Origin of the sequence: Enterobacter cloacae complex sp. I2 (assembly GCF_014896205.1) — a bacterium.
Taxonomy (GTDB): domain Bacteria; phylum Pseudomonadota; class Gammaproteobacteria; order Enterobacterales; family Enterobacteriaceae; genus Enterobacter; species Enterobacter quasihormaechei.
In genome coordinates this window covers 99,830-116,945 of sequence record NZ_JADBRA010000001.1, presented here as the reverse complement: position 1 = coordinate 116,945, position 17,116 = coordinate 99,830, and the positions used below count along the sequence as shown (strand labels likewise).

The following is a 17,116-nucleotide window of genomic DNA, read 5'->3' as shown; positions in this document are numbered from 1 at the left end:
CCGAATGCTGACGCAGTGGGGGTACATCGTCTACGAGGCGGAGAACGGCGTCGCCGCGCTTGAGATCCTTGAAAACCAGCCCGTCAGTCTGATGATTAGCGACTGGGATATGCCGGAAATGGATGGCCTGACATTGTGCCGGGAGGTTCGCAGCCGTCAGTTTGGACATTATGTTTATTTAATTTTGCTTACCGCGCGCGAAGAGCCGGGCGATCTGACGGTGGGGTTTGACGCCGGGGCGGATGATTTTCTCAATAAGCCGGTCGAGCAGAGTGAGCTGCGGGCGCGACTGCACGCGGGGGCACGGGTTTTGTCTCTTGAAGCCACGCTTGCTGCGCGTAATGCGCGCCTCAGCGAGGCGCTAAGGCAGATAGAGCAAGACCTTGAGGTGGCGGCACGTATCCAGCAGTCGGTGCTGCCCGCGCATCAGCTGCGCTACCGGGATTATTTTGCCGACTGGATTTTCCTGCCGTCAGCCTGGGTGTCTGGCGATATTTTCAATGTCTTCCCGCTGGACAATCACCTGGGATTCTACTGCGTGGATGTATCCGGGCACGGCGTCGGCGCGGCGATGATGTCGCTTGCCGTGGCCCGTCAGTTTCTGCATGGCAGGGTGGTGGAGCGTTTTCTGTTTGCGGACGATAGCGATGTTGCCTCTCCTGCGGACGTCGTTCGGATCCTGAACGGGCGATTTTGCAGCGAAGAGGTGGAGATAATGAGCTATTTCACCATGATTTACGGTGTTATCGACCTGTCTACAGGTGAAGGCAAGCTTTGCCAGGCCGGGCATCCCACTCCCTTTATTGTAAACCCTGGCGGCGAGATCAGGACGGTCGGTGAAGGCGGCGCGCCGGTAGGATTGATGCCGGATCTGAGCTGGACAGACGTGAACTTCTCGCTGGCACCGGGCGAACGACTTTGCCTGTTCAGTGATGGTATTACCGAGTGTGAGAACCCTGATAACGAACAGTTTGGTCAGGCGCGTTTGCAGCGTCGGCTTCAGCGTGATGCCACGCTAGCGCTGGAACAGCTCTTACCGCAGTTTGCGCAGCATCTTGTTCACTGGCGCAGTGGGGAACGCCGGGAACCCCTGGCAATGGCCGACGATGTGTCCCTGTTAATTATTGAGCGTACTGGAGAAAGACAATGAATATTGATACAGAAAGGCATCCCGGCGTGAATATCATGACGCCCTCGGTGCGAAGACTTGACGCCTCGGTGGCGGCGGCCTTTAAAGATGCCGTCACCCGGGAGCTCGGTGAGGATCGTAAAGCCCTGATTGTCGACTTCAGCAAAATCGATTTCATCGACAGTAGCGGTTTGGGCGCGCTTGTATCGCTGCTTAAAATGATGAACGGTAAAGGTGACATGGTGCTGTGCGCGCTGAACCCCGGTATACGCAACATGTTCACCCTGACCCGTATGGATCGCATATTTCGCATCTGCCCGGATCGCGCTACGGCACTTGCGCTGCTTAATCAGTGAGTTGACCGTGGCTAACGACATCACTCTTCCCGCCTCGTTAAGCTCAGTCTCGCCGCTCGCGGCGTGGCTTGAACGTCAGATGGCTTCGCTGTCCGTCAGCGATGACTGGCGCTTTGCGCTCGATCTCGCCGCCTGTGAAACGGCAACCAATATTATTCGCCATGCGCTACATGAGGACCCGGAACGTTGCTTCACCGTGGAGTTCATCGCTACCCGCTCGGGCGCGACGCTGCGTTTTACGGACGATGGCGATGCCTTTCCTGCTGAACGTCTCGCGGCGGGGCGTGAAGACGTGACGTTCGACGGCTGTCTTTTGGCTGAAAGCGGCAGAGGACTGAAACTCATTTTGCTGTATGCCGATAATTTCACGGTGGAAAACGTTGCAGGGAAAAATATTACCGTTCTGGAGAAGGCGATGGTCGGATAATGTTTGACCGTGGAGAAGGTCTGGTGAGGGACGGAATGGGCGCAGTTAACCATCTGCGCCAGTATCGGACCGGCCGACGGGCTGTGGCGGGCAGGATGTCGGCATCGGTCACGTAGCCATAGAGGCGCTTACGGCGATCGCCCCTGATCGCGATACCTTATCGTGATTTCATTTTTCAGTATCGTCAGCGGCGGCGTCATTACGCCGCGCGCTACCGACTGATACTCAAAGCGAAAGGGGCCCGCGGCCGGAAAACCTGCCGGCAACGGGATTTCACCCGCCAGTTCCCTGAGCATCAGGCAGCGCAGGCTGCTACAGACGCGAATGCGAAAGTCCGGCGGCGTGGGGCCGTCCGGTGTAATCTTCCACAGCAGATGCGTCGGCGTCACCCCTTTCGGAAGGGGGGCGGCGGGCTGAACCGGGCGACTTTTCAGTACCTGCTTGCCGCGCGACAGCGTGCCGCCGAAACTATGGCTGCTCCATGAACCGTCAGCGGCAATCGCCGGTGGCGCAAGCAGCAGAGCAAGCAGGGCGGCTCTTATCACGACTTACCTCCAATGAGATACGTCATCCGCACGTTGCGCTGAGTATTTATCTCCTGGCTGGAAAGCACTGCAAGCTGAGGGAAGATGCGGCGTAAATAGCGGGACAGCATCAAACGCAGAGCCGGGTTTACCAGCAGAACCGGCGGTGCACCCAGCGCTTCCTGATGCTGCAACGCCTGCTCGGTCTGTTTCATTAGATTCTCGGCAATTCCCGGCTCGATGGCGCTTCCGCTCTGGGTTGCCTGTACCAGCAGCTGTTCAAGTGACATATCAAGGCCGATTATCTGGATATCATCGTCGCCCGGGAACCACTGCTGCGTAATCGCCCGGGAGAGGCGAGAGCGCACGCGGGCCGTCAGCTCGTCAGCGTCAGACTGAGGGGTGGCATACTCGGCCAGCGTGTCGATAATGGTCCGCATATCGCGAATGGGCACGCGCTCGGAGAGCAAATTTTGCAGCACTTTGTGCAGCGTTGTCAGGCTGATTACCGCCGGGATCAAATCCTCTACCAGCTTCGGCGACTGTTTGGTGAGCTGGTCGAGCAGCTGCTGCGCCTCCTGGCGACCGAAAAGTTCGTCCGTGTGGGTGCTGATAAGGTGGTTCAGGTGCGTAGCGACGACGGAACACGGATCCACCACGGTATAGCCCAGCGTCTGCGCCAGCTCGCGGTGAACTTCATCGATCCAGAGGGCTGGAAGACCGAAGGTCGGTTCCTTACAGGGCGTGCCGGGCACTTCGCCCTCTGCACAGCCAGGATCGATCGCCATCCAGCGATCGGGCTGGACCTCGCCTTTACCAATCGTCACCCCTTTTAGCAAAATACGATAATGGGTTGGCGGCAGGTCAAGATTATCGCGAATATGAACCGCTGGCGGCAGAAAGCCCATCTGCTGCGCGAACTTCTTGCGAATACCCCGTACGCGGGTTAACAGCTGGCCCTGCTGCTCGTGATCGACCATAGGGATCAGTCGATAGCCAACCTCCAGTCCCAGTACATCTTCCATCTGCACGTCAGACCATGTCGCTTCATTAACCTGCGCCACGTCGGCTTCAGCTCGGGTAGGAGCTGAGGGCGCTGCGCCCGTTTTTTTCGCCTTCCCTTCCTGGCCCCGAAGCCACCAGGCAATGCCTAAAAGTGAGGACGTAAACAGTAAAAAGACCAGGTTGGGCATGCCCGGGATAAGCCCCAGCAGACCAATTACCGCCGCAGAGAGGGCCAGCACGCGGGGAGAGGTAAACAGCTGGCCGACCATCTGCTCGCCGACGTCCTGCTCGTTGACCACGCGCGTTACAACGACGCCTGCCGCGGTGGAGATCACCAGTCCCGGGATCTGCGCAACCAGGCCATCACCGATAGTCAGCAGGGTGTAGGCTTCTCCCGCTGCGCTGAGGGTCATATCATGCTGCATTACGCCAATAATCAGGCCGCCGATAATGTTTATTGCCATGATCAGCAGGCCTGCGATGGCATCGCCACGCACAAATTTGCTCGCACCGTCCATGGAGCCGTAGAAATCGGCCTCCTGAGTCACCTCTTTTCGACGGCGTTTGGCCTCCTCCTCGCCGATCAGGCCGGCGTTCAGGTCGGCATCGATGGCCATTTGTTTACCGGGCATACCGTCAAGGGTAAAGCGAGCGCCCACTTCTGCAATACGCCCGGCCCCTTTGGTGATAACCATAAAGTTAATAATTATCAGTATGATAAATACGACAATGCCGATGGCAAAGTTGCCGCCTACCAGGAAGTGACCGAACGCTTCGATGACCTGGCCCGCGGCGTCCGCACCGTTATGGCCGTGCATCAGGATGACGCGCGTTGAGGCCACGTTGAGCGCCAGGCGAAGCAGCGTTGAGAAAAGCAGTACCGTCGGGAAGGCGGAAAACTCCAGCGTATTCTGGGTAAACATGGCGACCAGAAGGATCATAATCGCCAGTACGATATTGAAGGTGAACAGCAAATCCAACACGAAGGTTGGCAGCGGCAGGATCATCATCGCAAGAATGGTCATGATCAGGACTGGACCAGCCAGTACCTGCCACTGGGTCTCCTTCATGCCGGGCAAACGTAATTTGGTGGCGATATTAGCCATTACTCTTTACTCTCTTGTGCAAAATCGAGCGCCGGAGGAACCGGCAAATCTTTAGGTTCTGTTGGGCGCAAGCCAACGCCTTTACGCCATCGGCGCAGGCTATATACCCAGGCCAGGACTTCGGCAACAGCGTTATATAATTCACCGGGCACCGGCTGACCCGGCTCGCAGTGCCGGTAAAGCGCGCGCGCCAGCGGTGGCGCTTCCAGCATCGGAACCCGATTTTCTTCAGCCAACTCGCGGATGCGCAGGGCAATAAGGCCACTGCCGCTTGCGACGACGACCGGCGCGCCCATGGTGCCTTCCTGATACTTCAGCGCTACGGAATAGTGGGTCGGGTTGTTGACGACCACATCGGCGGCGGGCACCTCGGCCATCATGCGGCTTTGTGCCATCTGGCGCTGAATCTGCCTGACGCGACCCTTAATGTGCGGGTCACCCTCCTGGTTTTTGAATTCATCCTTTATTTCCTGGCGGCTCATTCTCAGCTTCTTAAAGTTGCTCCAGAGCTGATAAATCACGTCGAAGGCCACCATGGGGATCAGTGACAAAATCACGTACAGCATGCAGCCAATCAGCAGTTTGCTGATATCGGTTAGCGCGCCGCCCAGCGGTTCATACATTAAATTGATGAACCTGCTCTTATTGAGCATTAAAAACAGACCTCCCCCGATGGCGGCCAACAGCACCTTGAGTATGCTTTTGATCATCTCTGATACCATTTGGGCAGAGAAAAGGCGCTTAATGCCGGTAACGGGATTCAGTTTTTTGAGGTTAACCTTTAGCGCCTTACTGCTTGCGTTCAGGCCGCCGATAATCGACGGTGCCGTTATTGCGGTCACGTACAGCCCACCGGCGAAGGGCAGAATAGCGAGAAAGGCCATGCTCAACAGCGAGGCGGCACGATGTAACATATTCTGCGGGTCGCGGATCATCAGCCGATCAAAGGTCAGCCCGTTGTGCAGAATAGTTTCAAGCTGCGTCGCCAGATGACTACCTGCGCCGACGATAAGCCCCCAGCCCACCAGAAGCATGGCAAGGGTGGTCAGCTCGCGCGAACGCGGAACCTGGCCTTCCTCCCGTGCTTTCTGTTTTCGGTGGGGTGTGGGGTCTTCTGTTTTGTCGCTTTCGCTCTCTTCAGACATAGTGTTGGCCTGGGGTCATCAAAAGCCCAGCGACTCCAGCAGGTCATCCACCTGTTCCTGCGAGGCGACAATCCCGGCGACGCTGGTATCAATCTGCGGGCCGTTCTTGAGATGGGCGTCACCGCTCTGTTCGATACCCGCGTCACGCTCGCGCATGTTTTCAACCAGCACGCTGATGAGCTCGGTCTCGACGGTCTGGATCACCTGCATCAGGCTTTGCAGCACCTGACCGGTGAGATCCTGGAAGTCTTGCGCCATCATTATTTCGGTGAGCTGTTGGTTGGTTTGCTGCGCGGTGGCCGGCACGTCCAGCAGAAAGGTACGTGTCTCTTTTACCAGTTCGCGCGCCTCGTCAAGCGGCTGTGGCGCTTCAAACCAGGCGTCCCACCGTTCAGTAAGCTTACCGGCATTTTCACCTAATTTTTCCTGTAGCGGTCGTGCCACCTCGACGGCCGTCAGCGCGCGATCGGCGGCCTGAGACGTTTTGCCCACAACGTAGTTAAGACGGTCGCGCGTATTTGGAAACGCGTCCGCGACTTCTTTAATGGCCTGCTCCAGGCCAAGATTTGCCATACTGTCGCGCAGCAGCCGGGTTAATTGACCGATACGCAAAAAGAGATCCTTCGGCGGTTCCGCGATCTCGCCAGGCTGAGTGGTCATAGTATTCACCCGAGTTTTTCAAAAATTTTGCCAAGCTTTTCTTCAAGCGTGGCGGCAGTAAACGGTTTAACGATGTAACCGTTGGCACCCGCCTGCGCGGCGGCGATAATGTTTTCCCGCTTTGCTTCCGCTGTGACCATCAGTACCGGCAGCTTTGCCATCGCCGGATCGAGGCGAATGGTTTTCAGCAGCTCAAGGCCATCAAGGTTAGGCATATTCCAGTCGCTCACAACGAAATCAAACTCACCGGCGCGCAGCTTGTTCAGCGCGTCCTGACCATCTTCCGCTTCTTCAATATTTGAATAGCCCAGATCCTGAAGCAGGTTACGTACGATACGTCTCATGGTGGCAAAATCGTCCACCACCAAAAAACGCAGGTTTTTATCCGACATGTGTGTTCTCTCCTGAACGTCGTGGTTTATGGCTGAAACTCTCCAGCAGTCGCTGGCTAATTTTATTGAGATCGACAATCTCCCGGGCGGCACCAAGGGCTATCGCTTCGCGAGGCATACCGAATACCACGCAGCTCGCTTCGCTCTGAGCGAGGGTAAACGCGCCCGCTTCGCGCAACGCCAGCAACCCGCGCGCACCGTCGGCTCCCATACCGGTCAGGATGGCGGCGCTGGCATGTGCGCCCACCAGTTGGGCAACGGAGTTAAACAGAACGTCTACAGACGGGCGATGACGGTTGACGGGGGGCGCGTTGGTCAACCTGACGGCGTACCCTTTTCCGTGACGGACGATCTCCATATGCTTGTCGCCGGGGGCAATCAAGGCCGTACCCGGAAGGACCGGTTCGCCGTCATCCGCTTCATGCACCTTTATCTGGCAAAGTGAATCAAGACGCTGGGCGAACGAGCGGGTAAATCCGGCGGGCATATGCTGGGCGATGAGAATGCCGGGGACGCTGGCCGGCAGCGGCGTTAATACCTGGCGGAGCGCCTCCGTCCCGCCGGTCGAGGAGCCAATCGCCATAATGCTTTGCGGGTCCACGGTAATGCCCCGCAGTATCGGCGCGGCTGCTTCAGCCTGACGCCCCAGTTTTGCCTTCGCGGCAATACGGATCTTCTCTGCAACCTGCACACCCCACAGTTCCAGACTTCCGGCAATACGCTGATCGGGTTTGGCAAGAAAATCGACGGCGCCGTGCTCCAGCGCGGCCATTGTCGCCTTCGAACCTCGGGTGGTCATCGAGGAGATCATCACCACCGGCATGGGACGCAGGCGCATCAAACGGGAGAGAAACTCCAGCCCGTCCATTTTCGGCATGTCGATATCCAGCGTCAGCACGTCGGGGTTGAGCTGCTTAATCATCTCGCGTGCGATCAGCGGATCTGGCGCGGTGCCGACCATCTCCATATCTGGCTGTTGATTGATCACTGCGCTCAGGATGTTGCGCATAAGCGCAGAATCATCAACTGTCAGCACCCGTATCCGTTTCACCGTAAGGCCTCCGTAAGCTCATACACCGACTGGCCGCGAAGCCTGAGTGGGATGTGCGGATGGTTAAAATGTTCAGAGTGTCCAACAAACAGCAGGCCGTCTGGCTTCAGCATGCGGGCAAAGCGCTCAAGCAGACGCTTCTGCGTCGGCGCATCGAAATAGATCATCACGTTGCGGCAAAAGATGGCGTCAAACGGTCCGGGCAGCGGCCAGTTATTGTCCAGCAAGTTGAGTCGCTGATAGTGAATAGCGGCCAGCAGTTCTGGCTTTACCTTCACCCGATCGCTGTTTTCACCCGAGCCGCGCAAAAAATAGTGGCGTTTTTGCATCAGGGTCAGCGAATGCAGGTCGGACAAGCGGTAGACCCCTGCCTCCGCTTTGGCCAAAACCTCGGTATCAATGTCAGAGGCCCAGACGCGTGGCCCTCCCGTCGCGCTACCCAGGGCCTCGTCCAGCGTCATGGCGATGGAGCAAGGTTCTTCCCCGGTAGAAGCAGCAGTACACCAGACGCGGTAGCCGTTGGGCCGCTGGCGGGCGTGTTCTGCGAGCACCGGGAAATGGTAGGTTTCGCGAAAGAAAGAGGTCAGATTGGTTGTCAGCGCGTTGACAAAGTTCTGCCATTCCGGATGCTCGCTGTGGGATTCCAGAATGCTGATGTACTCAAGAAATGTGTCAATCCCCAGCGCCCGTAGCCGCCGTGATAAACGATTAAAAATCATCTCTCGTTTTTGTGCGTTGACCACAATCCCGGCGCGGCGATAGATCAGTTGCCCGATACGCTGTAATTCAGAATCGGATAACGTAAATTTATTTTGCGATAAGCGCACGGGAATGTCTTTAAATTCACTCATAGAAAGAGAGATGCCTTATACCGGGGTATTCATGATTTCCTGGTAGGCACTGAGCATTTTATTGCGCGCTTGCACACCGAAGCTAAAAGAAATGGAGGATTTCTGCATTGCCAGCATTACGTCATTTAATCCAATATCGCTACTGCCGGACATCCACTGCTGCGTCATTTCTTTCGCGTTAACCTGAGTTTCATTAATTTCGTTGATGCTGTTAAATAAAATGTCAGAGAACGACGGCGTGTTTTTCAGCGCGGCAGGCTGGTTTCGGCTCATGCCGGCGATTTGCTGTGACTGAGCGTTAATTTGATCGAGTACGCCACGCATTAATGTTGCTGACATTGATGACTTCCTGAATTAATAAGGGAAAAGCACACATTTATTACCTATCTTTTAAACGTTGGTAGTTTAACACGTAGGCAAAATGGCCATAAAATCCAATAAGCGAACATTACTTTAAGCTTATTTATCCTTAAAAAATCGGCCTTTCAGACGATAATGCCCGCCTGAAAATTTCTCTTAATTTGAAATCGTCGTTATCAGCCCTGCGATATCACAGGCGCTGACGCGCATTATTGTGCGTGCTATTTCTTACAGGATCACGGCATGAGTGCCACATTAAATGATTTAACGAATAATCCGGCTGACCGAATTAAATCGGCTCTGTCATGGCTTCGCGCCAGCCCGAAGCTATCGCTGGTCATTTGCGCCGCGGCTGCCGTATCGGTATTAATTGCGCTTATGTTCTGGGCAAAAGAGCCAGGCTATCGCGTGTTGTTTAGCAATATCAGTGATGAGGACGGCGGGGCCATCGTTGCCCAGCTGTCGCAAATGAATGTCCCTTACCGCATCGACGCGCCGGGTGGCGCTATTCTGGTTCCGGAAGGGCAGGTCCATGAAGTGCGCATGAAGCTGGCCCAGCAGGGGCTGCCAAAAGGTGGCTCCGTCGGGTTTGAGCTGCTGGATAAGGAAAAGTTTGGTATTAGCCAGTTTAGCGAACAGGTTAACTATCAGCGGGCGCTTGAGGGAGAGCTGGCGCGCACCATTGAAAACCTGGGTCCGATCAGAACGGCGCGCGTTCACCTTGCCACACCCAAGCAGACGATGTTTGTGCGTGAGCAAAAACAGCCAACGGCTTCCGTTACCGTTAACCTGATCCAGGGACGTACCCTGGATGAAGGGCAGGTCATTGCCATTACCCATCTGATCTCCAGCGCCGTGACGGGGCTGACGGCAGAAAATGTCACTATTGTCGATCAGCGGGGCGAGCTGCTGACCCAAAGCGGTCTGGGTGGCCTGCAAACGTCGCAGCTGAAGTACACCAGTGAAATCGAAAATGATTACCAGCAGCGCATCCAGCGGATCCTGGCGCCGCTGGTGGGCAGCAAAAATATTCGCGCCCAGGTCACGGCGCAGATTGATTTTACCCAGCAGGAGCAAACGCAGGAGCAATATCAGCCCAACGCCGATCCGCAAAAAATGGTGATTCGAAGCCGCCAGACGAGCCAGTCCGAGCAGGGTAACGGACGCGGCAACGGCGGCGTACCGGGGGCGCTGACCAATCAGCCGCCAGCGCCTGCCACTGCGCCACTTACGCAGCCGCTTGACAAGCCTGCCGCTCAGACCAATACCGCAGGCACCGGAAATGACCGTTCACAGCCCTACAACAATCACAACGATGAGACCACCAACTTTGAGGTCGATCGCACGCTAACCCATATCAAAAATGCTATGGGACGCATCGATCGTCTTTCAGTCGCGGTGGTGATAAACCACCTGCCGCAAGGCGCTGAGGGGAAGCCGGGTCCGCTGAGTGAGGCTGAGCTGAACCGTATTAATGCTCTGGTAAAGGAGGCTGTCGGCTATACGGCTTCACGCGGAGACAGCGTCAATATCCTGAACTCGCCGTTTAACGGGGTTGAGGAAGAGGAGCTCCCGCCATTCTGGAAGCAGGACACGTTTTATCAGTTGATGATGGCGATTGCGCGTTATCTGGTTATTGCGATTATCGCCTGGATCATGTGGCGTAAGCTCGTTCATCCGGCCTGGATCCGCCATCAGGAAACCAGCCTGCGCCGCATGGAAATGGAAAAAGAGGCGCGTCAGGAAGAGCTGGCCGCCCGCAAGAAAGCGTCCGAGAAGGATGCGCGTGACCGCGCTCAGCAGCGCGTGGATACGGAACTTAACAGTCAGCAGCTACGGGAACTGGCGGAACAAGAGCCGCGGGTTATTGCGCTGGTTATTCGTCAGTGGATGAATCAGGAGCTCAAATCATGAATGCCGCAGAGAAAAGCGCCATCGTTATGTTGACGCTGGGCGATGTCCTGGCCGCCGAAGTCTTTAAGCACCTTAACGCGCATGAGGTGAAGACCATCAGCAGTTCCATGGTCAACATGGCGGGGTTTACTCACGATCAAATGGCCGCCGTGCTGCGCGACTTTAAAAATGACTCCAGCGAGTATGCCGCGCTGAGCCTTAACACGAACGAGTATCTGCGCAGCGTGCTGGTTAAGGCGCTGGGTGAAGAGCGTGCGTCAACGCTGCTTGAGGATCTGCTGGATACCCACCAGGGTGGAAACGGGATCGAAACGCTCAACTTTATGGATCCGCTGGCGGTATTCGATTTGATTCGTGAAGAACACCCGCAAATTATAGCCACAATCCTGGTCCACTTAAAACGTAACCAGGCGGCGGACGTCCTGAGCAAATTCGACGATCGTGAACGTAACGACATTATGCTGCGTATCGCCACCTTCGGCGGGGTTCAGCCCGCCGCGCTACAGGAACTGACGGAGGTACTCAACGGTCTGCTCCACGGTCAGAATCTTAAGCGCAGCAAAATGGGCGGCGTGCGCCCGGCTGCGGAGATCTTAAACCTGATGAAATCCCAGCAGGAAGAGGCCGCCATTGAGGCGGTTCGCGATTTCGACAGCGAGCTGGCGCAGAAAATTATCGACGAGATGTTCTTGTTCGAAAACCTGGTGGATGTCGAGGATCGCAGCATCCAGCGTCTGTTGCAGGAGGTGGAAAGCGAAACCCTTATCATCGCCCTCAAAGGAGCAGACGAAGCGCTGCGGGCCAAGTTCTTCCGCAATATGTCGCGCCGTCAGTCGGATCTGATGACCGAAGATCTGGCATCGCGCGGCCCGGTGCGTTTGTCCCAGGTGGAAGCCGAGCAGAAGACGATTCTGAACATCGTTCGACGCCTTGCCGAGTCAGGGGAAATCATCATTGGAGGCAGCGACGATGCCTACGTTTGATGCCAATGGCACCGCTCAGTGGCGCAGCTGGCAGCCTGAGGATCTGTTAAACGAAACGGCTGAAGTCCCGTTGCAGACGCAGGATACCGGCCATTCTGACGCACAGTTTAAGGCCGAGCTGGCACGCCTGCGTAAGCAGGCTGAACAGCAGGGTATTGCTCAGGGACTGGCGCAAGGCAAAGAAGAGGGCCGTCGCGAGGGCTATGAGGCCGGTCTGAAAGAGGGCCGCGAGGCGGGTCTGGCGCAGGGGCTGGAACAGGCCCGCGCCGAACAGCAGGCTTTACTGCTCCAGGCCGGAGAGTGGGTGACGCAGTGCAAGCTTGCGCTTTCGAATCTCGATAGCCTTATTCCCGGACGTCTGGTTCAGCTGGCGCTGACCGCGGTACAGCAGCTGTACGGCACCCTGAGCGTGGCGGATAACCACGCTCTGCTTGCGCAGATCCGCCAGTTAATGAAGCAGGATAGCCTGTTCAACGGCCCGATCGAACTGCATGTGAACCCGCAAGATCTGCCCATGGTTTCCCAGGCGATCGGCGAGACGCTCTCCTCGATGGGCTGGTCCTTACAAAGCGATCCCCAACTGGCCGCAGGGGGATGCCGTGTGGTCACGCCGGACGTGGAGTATGACGCCACAATGGAAACGCGCTGGCAGTCTCTCTGTCAGCTCGCCCGGGAGGAACTGTCCCAATGAGCCAGCAGTTAAAAAACTGGCTTTCCGTCATGGATCGGGTGGAAGAGAAGCTCGGCGAGCTCCCGCGCTTTCGTCAGTACGGCAAGCTGACGCGCGCAACCGGGCTGGTGATGGAGGCCGTTGGCCTGAAGCTGCCGATAGGCGCGCTGTGCATTGTTGAACGTCAGACCGGACAGGCTATCTTACCGGTCGAGTGTGAAGTGGTCGGGTTTAACGGTCAGACGCTCTATCTTATGCCGCTTGAACATGTTGACGGTATTCTCCCCGGTGCGCGCGTGTACGCGCCAGAGTCCGATAAGGGAGCGGGTAAACAGCTGCCGGTGGGGTTACACCTGCTGGGGCGCGTGCTTGACGCACAGGGCCGCCCCCTGGATGGACGTCCAGCGGCAGGAAAACCCGTGGCCGGCCTGTTTACCCCCTCGTTTAACCCGCTTCACCGCGATCCCATCAAGTCCGTGCTCGACGTAGGCGTGAGGGCCATAAATGGCCTGCTGACGGTTGGCCGGGGACAGCGTATGGGCCTTTTTGCCGGCTCGGGCGTGGGTAAGTCGGTGCTGCTCGGCATGATGGCCCGCTTCACCACCGCAGACGTCATCGTCGTCGGGCTGATTGGCGAGCGCGGGCGTGAAGTAAAAGATTTCATCGAGAACATTCTTGGCGAAGAGGGGCTTTCACGCGCGGTGGTGATCGCCGCACCTGCTGACGTCTCGCCGATCCTGCGCATGCAGGGTGCGGTATACGCCACCCGTATTGCCGAGGATTACCGCGATCGCGGGATGAACGTTCTGCTGATTATGGACTCCCTCACGCGCTATGCCATGGCGCAGCGTGAAGTGGCGCTGGCTATCGGTGAACCGCCCGCAACCAAAGGGTATCCACCGTCGGTATTTGCGCGTCTGCCCGCGCTGGTCGAGCGTGCCGGTAACGGCATGCGTGGCGGCGGATCGATAACCGCCTTTTATACGGTACTGACCGAAGGGGACGATCAGCAGGATCCGATCGCCGATTCGGCGCGTGCGATCCTCGATGGCCATATCGTGCTTTCGCGTCGCCTGGCTGAGGCGGGCCATTATCCTGCTATTGATATTGAAGCCTCTATTAGCCGTGCGATGACGGAGCTGATTCCGCATGTCCAGTACCGCAAGGTTCAGCGTTTTAAGCAGCTGTTGTCTACCTACCAGCGCAACCGGGATCTGGTCAGCGTAGGCGCTTACGTGAAGGGCAGCGATCCGCTGCTCGACCGGGCGATAGATCAGTATCCTGCGCTGGAAGCCTTCCTGCATCAGGCAATACACGAGCGGAGCGGTTACGACGAGGCCATTGCCGCGCTGAGCCAGCTTTTCCCTGACATCGTTGAACAGGCGGGATAAAACGTGAAAGTGAATAATCCAATGGTCATGCTGCGTGACATGGCTCAGGAAACGCTTACGGAGACCACTCGCGCTCTCGGCAGCGTCCAGCAGACGCTTATGGAAGCCGTGGCCCAGCACGAACAGCTTCAGCATTATGAGCGCGAGTATCAGCAATCTTTGCGTCAGGGGCTGCTCGGCAGCGGTATGTCGATGGCGGATCTGGTTAATCAACAGTCTTTCATTTTGTCCCTTAACCTGGTGGTGAAGCAGCACGAATCACACGTTTCCACCTGCGAACAAGCCGTGGACCGGGCGAAAGAGAAGTGGCTACAGAAAAAGCAGCGCCTTAATGCGTTTGAGACCCTCATCGACCGCCGCGAGGCGGCACTGGCCATGGCACAGAGCCGCCAGGAGCAAAAAATGATGGACGAATTCGCCCAGCGTGCCGGACAGAAAAGAGAAAGGCTATGAATATTGATATTACGGCTCTGCTGTCCGGCGGAGCGCCGACGAGAGCAGGAAAAGGAAAACTCATCGGCGAGGAGTTTGCTCTTACGCTCGACGACAGGCTGGCACAGATGGGGCTGTTGTTGCCTGGCCTGGACGTTCAGGCGCAACGGGTAAGTCATGAGGGATATCCTGTCCCGCAGCCGGTTTTGCCACCGGCAGCTGAGCCGGAGGCGAGCGATGACACGCTGGCGGAGGTCAGAATCAGCGCCTCTCCCGGTAATGAAAGCCCGCAGTGGCAGCTTCAGCAGATCGTCACCCGCCAGGCGAGGAGCGCTGCGACAGAGGCTTCGACCCTTGCTGAGACGAGCCTGCCACGAGAAGCGATCGCTGGCGATAAAGCCCCCTTAGCGATCCCTGTTGACGATCTTAAGCTGAAGCCCGCCGGACAAGAAGATACCCCTCTCCAGGTGCAGGCACAGGCGTTAGGGGGGAAAGCCCCAGGCGCCAGCGCCGTGCTGCCAGGCTTAACGGTACATCAGGGAGAGGCGTCGCAGCACGCCACCTGCGATCCGTCGGTACAGAGCGTTGTGGTGGAGCCGTCAACGGTGCGACAGGCCAGTCAGCCTGTTTCACAGCAGGTGGTCAACGTCCGTTATCCGCTGGAGTCGCCCGAATGGAAGCAGTCGGTGAGCCAACATATTGCCCTGTTCAGCCGCGACAATCTGCACAATGCGGAGATTCGCCTGCATCCTCAGGAGCTGGGCTCATTGCATATCTCTTTGCGCGTGCAGCAGGACCAGGCGCAGATCCATATCGTCAGCGAACATGCTCAGGTGCGGCAGATGATGGAGACTGCGCTACCGCACCTGCGGGCCGCTTTAGCGGAAACCGGGCTCCAGCTGGGCCAGGCGAGCGTGAGCCCCGATCGACCTCATACTGGCGGTGGCGAGCAGGGACGTCATCATCCTGAAGAGCAGCACACCGCTCAAGGCGCAGAGAATGTGTTCGTGGAAGAAGACAATGTGCCGGGATTATTAACATCGACGCAAGGAAATATATACGGAATTAACACTTTTGTCTGAATTGTTGAATTGCCGACAGGAATGAAATTTTATCTCCTGATTATTCTGCTGATTAAATGGACTACAATGTCCGCCGTATTTATCGAGGGGCAGGTTGCTGCCTCTCTTATTTTATTGGATTTACGTAATGGGTAACAAAAATAAAAATGCTGCGGCTCGCGGAGGGTCGCGCTCGCTTCTGTTAATACTAATGTTTCTGATTGCCCTTGCAGCCTGCTGTTTTTCAGGCTATCTGTTCTGGTCGATGAAATATGCACACGCGCAGACGGACAACCATTCGAGAAGTGAGCATGAAGCCCCGGCGGTACAGCAAGTTGAACCGCTATACGTGTCGATGAATACCTTTACCGTGAGCCTGACCCCGACGCAGCACGAGTCGGATCGCGTGCTTTATATTGGGCTGTCCGTACGGCTTGGCGATACGTCGTCCGTACAGGTGCTTGAGAAATTCCTGCCGGAATATCGTAGCCGACTGTTTATGCTGCTTTCTCAGCAAACGTATGAAACGCTCTCAACGGATGAAGGCAAACGCCAGCTGATTAGCAACATCAAAAATGAGCTTAAAAAAACGCTGGCGTTCAACAAAAAGATTAACGTCACTGACGTTTTGATTAATGAATTTATTCTGCGGTAAACACAATGGCTGATAGTTTTTTATCACAGGATGAGATCGATCGCCTGCTCAATGCTGATACGGAGAGTCCCGATGACCTCCATGGAAGCATGGGAGATGCGGGGATTAAACCTTACGATCCCAATACCCAGCGACGCGTCATTCGCGAGCGACTTCATTCTCTGGAAATTATTAACGAACGCTTTGCCCGACAGTTCAGGATGGGGTTATTTAACCTGCTGCGCCGCAGTTCAGATATTACGGCGGGAAATATCAAGATCCAGCCGTATCATGAGTTTGCCCGCAATTTACCGGTGCCAACCAACCTGAACCTGCTGCACCTTAATCCCCTGCGTGGGACCGCGCTGATGGCTTTTTCCTCCGGTCTGGTATTTATGGCCGTGGATAACCTGTTCGGCGGAGACGGGCGTTTCCCGACGAAGGCGGACGGGCGGGAATTTACCCCGACCGAGCAGCGGGTGATCCACCGTATGCTGACAATGGCACGCGAGGCGTATGAGTTTGCCTGGGGCTCTATTTATAAAATTAAGACGGAATACATCCGTTCAGAAATACAGGTGAAATTTACTAATATCACCTCTTCTCCGAACGATGTTGTCGTCACCACGCCTTTCTCCGTGGAAATCGGCTCGCATCGCGGGGAGTTCAATATCTGTATTCCCTTCAGCACGATAGAGCCTCTGCGCGAACTGTTAAGCAATCCACCGATGGATAATTCGCGCCATGAGGACTCTGAGTGGCGCAGCATGCTGGCAAGCCAGATGCGTGAAACCGAGCTGGAGCTGGTGGCGCAATTTGCCGACATCAACACGCGGTTGTCGAACGTCATGAAAATGAAAAAAGGCGACATTATTCCGCTGGATAAGCAGGAGTTTATAGTAGCGAACGTCGGCAGCGTGCCGGTATTTACCGCGAAATATGGCTCTGTAAATAATCAATATGCTCTGAAGGTCGATCAGATGAATCAGCCAGCATTAAAAACTTTCAATAAGGAGTGATTTCCC

Annotated in this window: 19 protein-coding genes; 11 read left to right on the top strand and 8 right to left on the bottom strand. The window is 56.3% G+C overall.

Going from position 1 to position 17,116, the window contains the following annotated elements:
* Window positions 1–4: 4 nt before the first annotated feature.
* From IM300_RS00705 to IM300_RS00695, 3 genes are read left to right on the top strand one after another with little or no spacing between them, the layout of a single operon-like run.
* Window positions 5–1,150, top strand: coding sequence for a PP2C family protein-serine/threonine phosphatase (locus IM300_RS00705; protein ID WP_370552232.1), 1,146 nt, complete (start codon window positions 5–7; stop codon window positions 1,148–1,150).
* Window positions 1,147–1,485, top strand: a complete 339-nt coding sequence (locus IM300_RS00700; RefSeq protein ID WP_112792914.1) for an STAS domain-containing protein — start codon at window positions 1,147–1,149, stop codon at window positions 1,483–1,485. The genes IM300_RS00705 and IM300_RS00700 overlap by 4 nt, the downstream gene beginning before the upstream one ends.
* Window positions 1,486–1,492: 7 nt before the next feature.
* The gene (locus IM300_RS00695) at window positions 1,493–1,912 is read left to right on the top strand and encodes an ATP-binding protein (protein ID WP_082830919.1); all 420 of its coding nucleotides are present in this window, start codon (window positions 1,493–1,495) and stop codon (window positions 1,910–1,912) included.
* 128 nt (window positions 1,913–2,040) lie between these two features.
* On the opposite strand, the gene IM300_RS00690 is transcribed toward IM300_RS00695, so the two are convergent.
* The 8 genes from IM300_RS00690 to fliE are packed head-to-tail and all read right to left on the bottom strand — an operon-like array spanning window position 2,041 to window position 8,985.
* Window positions 2,041–2,457: a flagellar protein FlhE gene (locus IM300_RS00690; RefSeq protein WP_370552229.1), complete on the bottom strand. Its 417-nt coding sequence runs from the start codon at window positions 2,455–2,457 to the stop codon at window positions 2,041–2,043.
* Window positions 2,454–4,547: a flagellar biosynthesis protein FlhA gene (flhA, locus tag IM300_RS00685; protein WP_193034835.1), complete on the bottom strand. Its 2,094-nt coding sequence runs from the start codon at window positions 4,545–4,547 to the stop codon at window positions 2,454–2,456. Before flhA ends, IM300_RS00690 begins: the two co-directional genes overlap by 4 nt.
* Window positions 4,547–5,692, bottom strand: a complete 1,146-nt coding sequence (gene flhB / locus IM300_RS00680) for a flagellar biosynthesis protein FlhB (protein ID WP_193034833.1) — start codon at window positions 5,690–5,692, stop codon at window positions 4,547–4,549. Before flhB ends, flhA begins: the two co-directional genes overlap by 1 nt.
* Before the next feature lie 18 nt (window positions 5,693–5,710).
* Complete coding sequence (gene cheZ / locus IM300_RS00675; protein ID WP_063865305.1) at window positions 5,711–6,352, bottom strand: protein phosphatase CheZ; 642 nt, start codon at window positions 6,350–6,352, stop codon at window positions 5,711–5,713.
* A gap of 5 nt (window positions 6,353–6,357) precedes the next feature.
* On the bottom strand, window positions 6,358–6,744 hold the full coding sequence (gene cheY / locus IM300_RS00670; protein WP_063865304.1) for a chemotaxis response regulator CheY: 387 nt from the start codon (window positions 6,742–6,744) through the stop codon (window positions 6,358–6,360).
* Complete coding sequence (locus IM300_RS00665; RefSeq protein WP_063865303.1) at window positions 6,734–7,795, bottom strand: chemotaxis response regulator protein-glutamate methylesterase; 1,062 nt, start codon at window positions 7,793–7,795, stop codon at window positions 6,734–6,736. Before IM300_RS00665 ends, cheY begins: the two co-directional genes overlap by 11 nt.
* Entirely contained in the window at window positions 7,792–8,646 is an 855-nt protein-coding gene (locus IM300_RS00660) for a CheR family methyltransferase (protein ID WP_193034831.1), read from the bottom strand. Before IM300_RS00660 ends, IM300_RS00665 begins: the two co-directional genes overlap by 4 nt.
* A 15-nt stretch (window positions 8,647–8,661) precedes the next feature.
* Window positions 8,662–8,985 carry a flagellar hook-basal body complex protein FliE gene (fliE, locus tag IM300_RS00655; RefSeq protein ID WP_063865301.1) on the bottom strand — a complete coding sequence of 108 codons (324 nt, stop codon included), beginning with the start codon at window positions 8,983–8,985 and terminating at the stop codon, window positions 8,662–8,664.
* A 264-nt stretch (window positions 8,986–9,249) separates the two neighbouring features.
* Here fliE and fliF point away from each other — a divergent pair, with 264 nt between their 5' ends.
* The 8 genes from fliF (at window position 9,250) to fliM (ending at window position 17,110) form a co-directional block, all read left to right on the top strand.
* Window positions 9,250–10,920 (top strand): flagellar basal-body MS-ring/collar protein FliF, encoded by a 1,671-nt coding sequence (gene fliF, locus IM300_RS00650; protein WP_193034829.1) that lies wholly within the window; start codon window positions 9,250–9,252, stop codon window positions 10,918–10,920.
* Window positions 10,917–11,903 carry a flagellar motor switch protein FliG gene (fliG, locus tag IM300_RS00645; RefSeq protein WP_063865299.1) on the top strand — a complete coding sequence of 329 codons (987 nt, stop codon included), beginning with the start codon at window positions 10,917–10,919 and terminating at the stop codon, window positions 11,901–11,903. The genes fliF and fliG overlap by 4 nt, the downstream gene beginning before the upstream one ends.
* Complete coding sequence (locus tag IM300_RS00640; RefSeq protein WP_063865297.1) at window positions 11,890–12,594, top strand: flagellar assembly protein FliH; 705 nt, start codon at window positions 11,890–11,892, stop codon at window positions 12,592–12,594. The genes fliG and IM300_RS00640 overlap by 14 nt, the downstream gene beginning before the upstream one ends.
* Complete coding sequence (gene fliI, locus IM300_RS00635; protein WP_064909799.1) at window positions 12,591–13,964, top strand: flagellar protein export ATPase FliI; 1,374 nt, start codon at window positions 12,591–12,593, stop codon at window positions 13,962–13,964. Before IM300_RS00640 ends, fliI begins: the two co-directional genes overlap by 4 nt.
* Before the next feature lie 21 nt (window positions 13,965–13,985).
* Window positions 13,986–14,417, top strand: coding sequence for a flagellar export protein FliJ (fliJ, locus tag IM300_RS00630; protein ID WP_193035081.1), 432 nt, complete (start codon window positions 13,986–13,988; stop codon window positions 14,415–14,417).
* Entirely contained in the window at window positions 14,414–15,478 is a 1,065-nt protein-coding gene (locus tag IM300_RS00625) for a flagellar hook-length control protein FliK (protein ID WP_193034827.1), read from the top strand. The genes fliJ and IM300_RS00625 overlap by 4 nt, the downstream gene beginning before the upstream one ends.
* Before the next feature lie 127 nt (window positions 15,479–15,605).
* Complete coding sequence (gene fliL, locus IM300_RS00620; RefSeq protein ID WP_193034826.1) at window positions 15,606–16,112, top strand: flagellar basal body-associated protein FliL; 507 nt, start codon at window positions 15,606–15,608, stop codon at window positions 16,110–16,112.
* A 5-nt stretch (window positions 16,113–16,117) separates the two neighbouring features.
* Window positions 16,118–17,110 carry a flagellar motor switch protein FliM gene (fliM, locus tag IM300_RS00615; protein WP_063865291.1) on the top strand — a complete coding sequence of 331 codons (993 nt, stop codon included), beginning with the start codon at window positions 16,118–16,120 and terminating at the stop codon, window positions 17,108–17,110.
* Window positions 17,111–17,116: the final 6 nt, after the last annotated feature.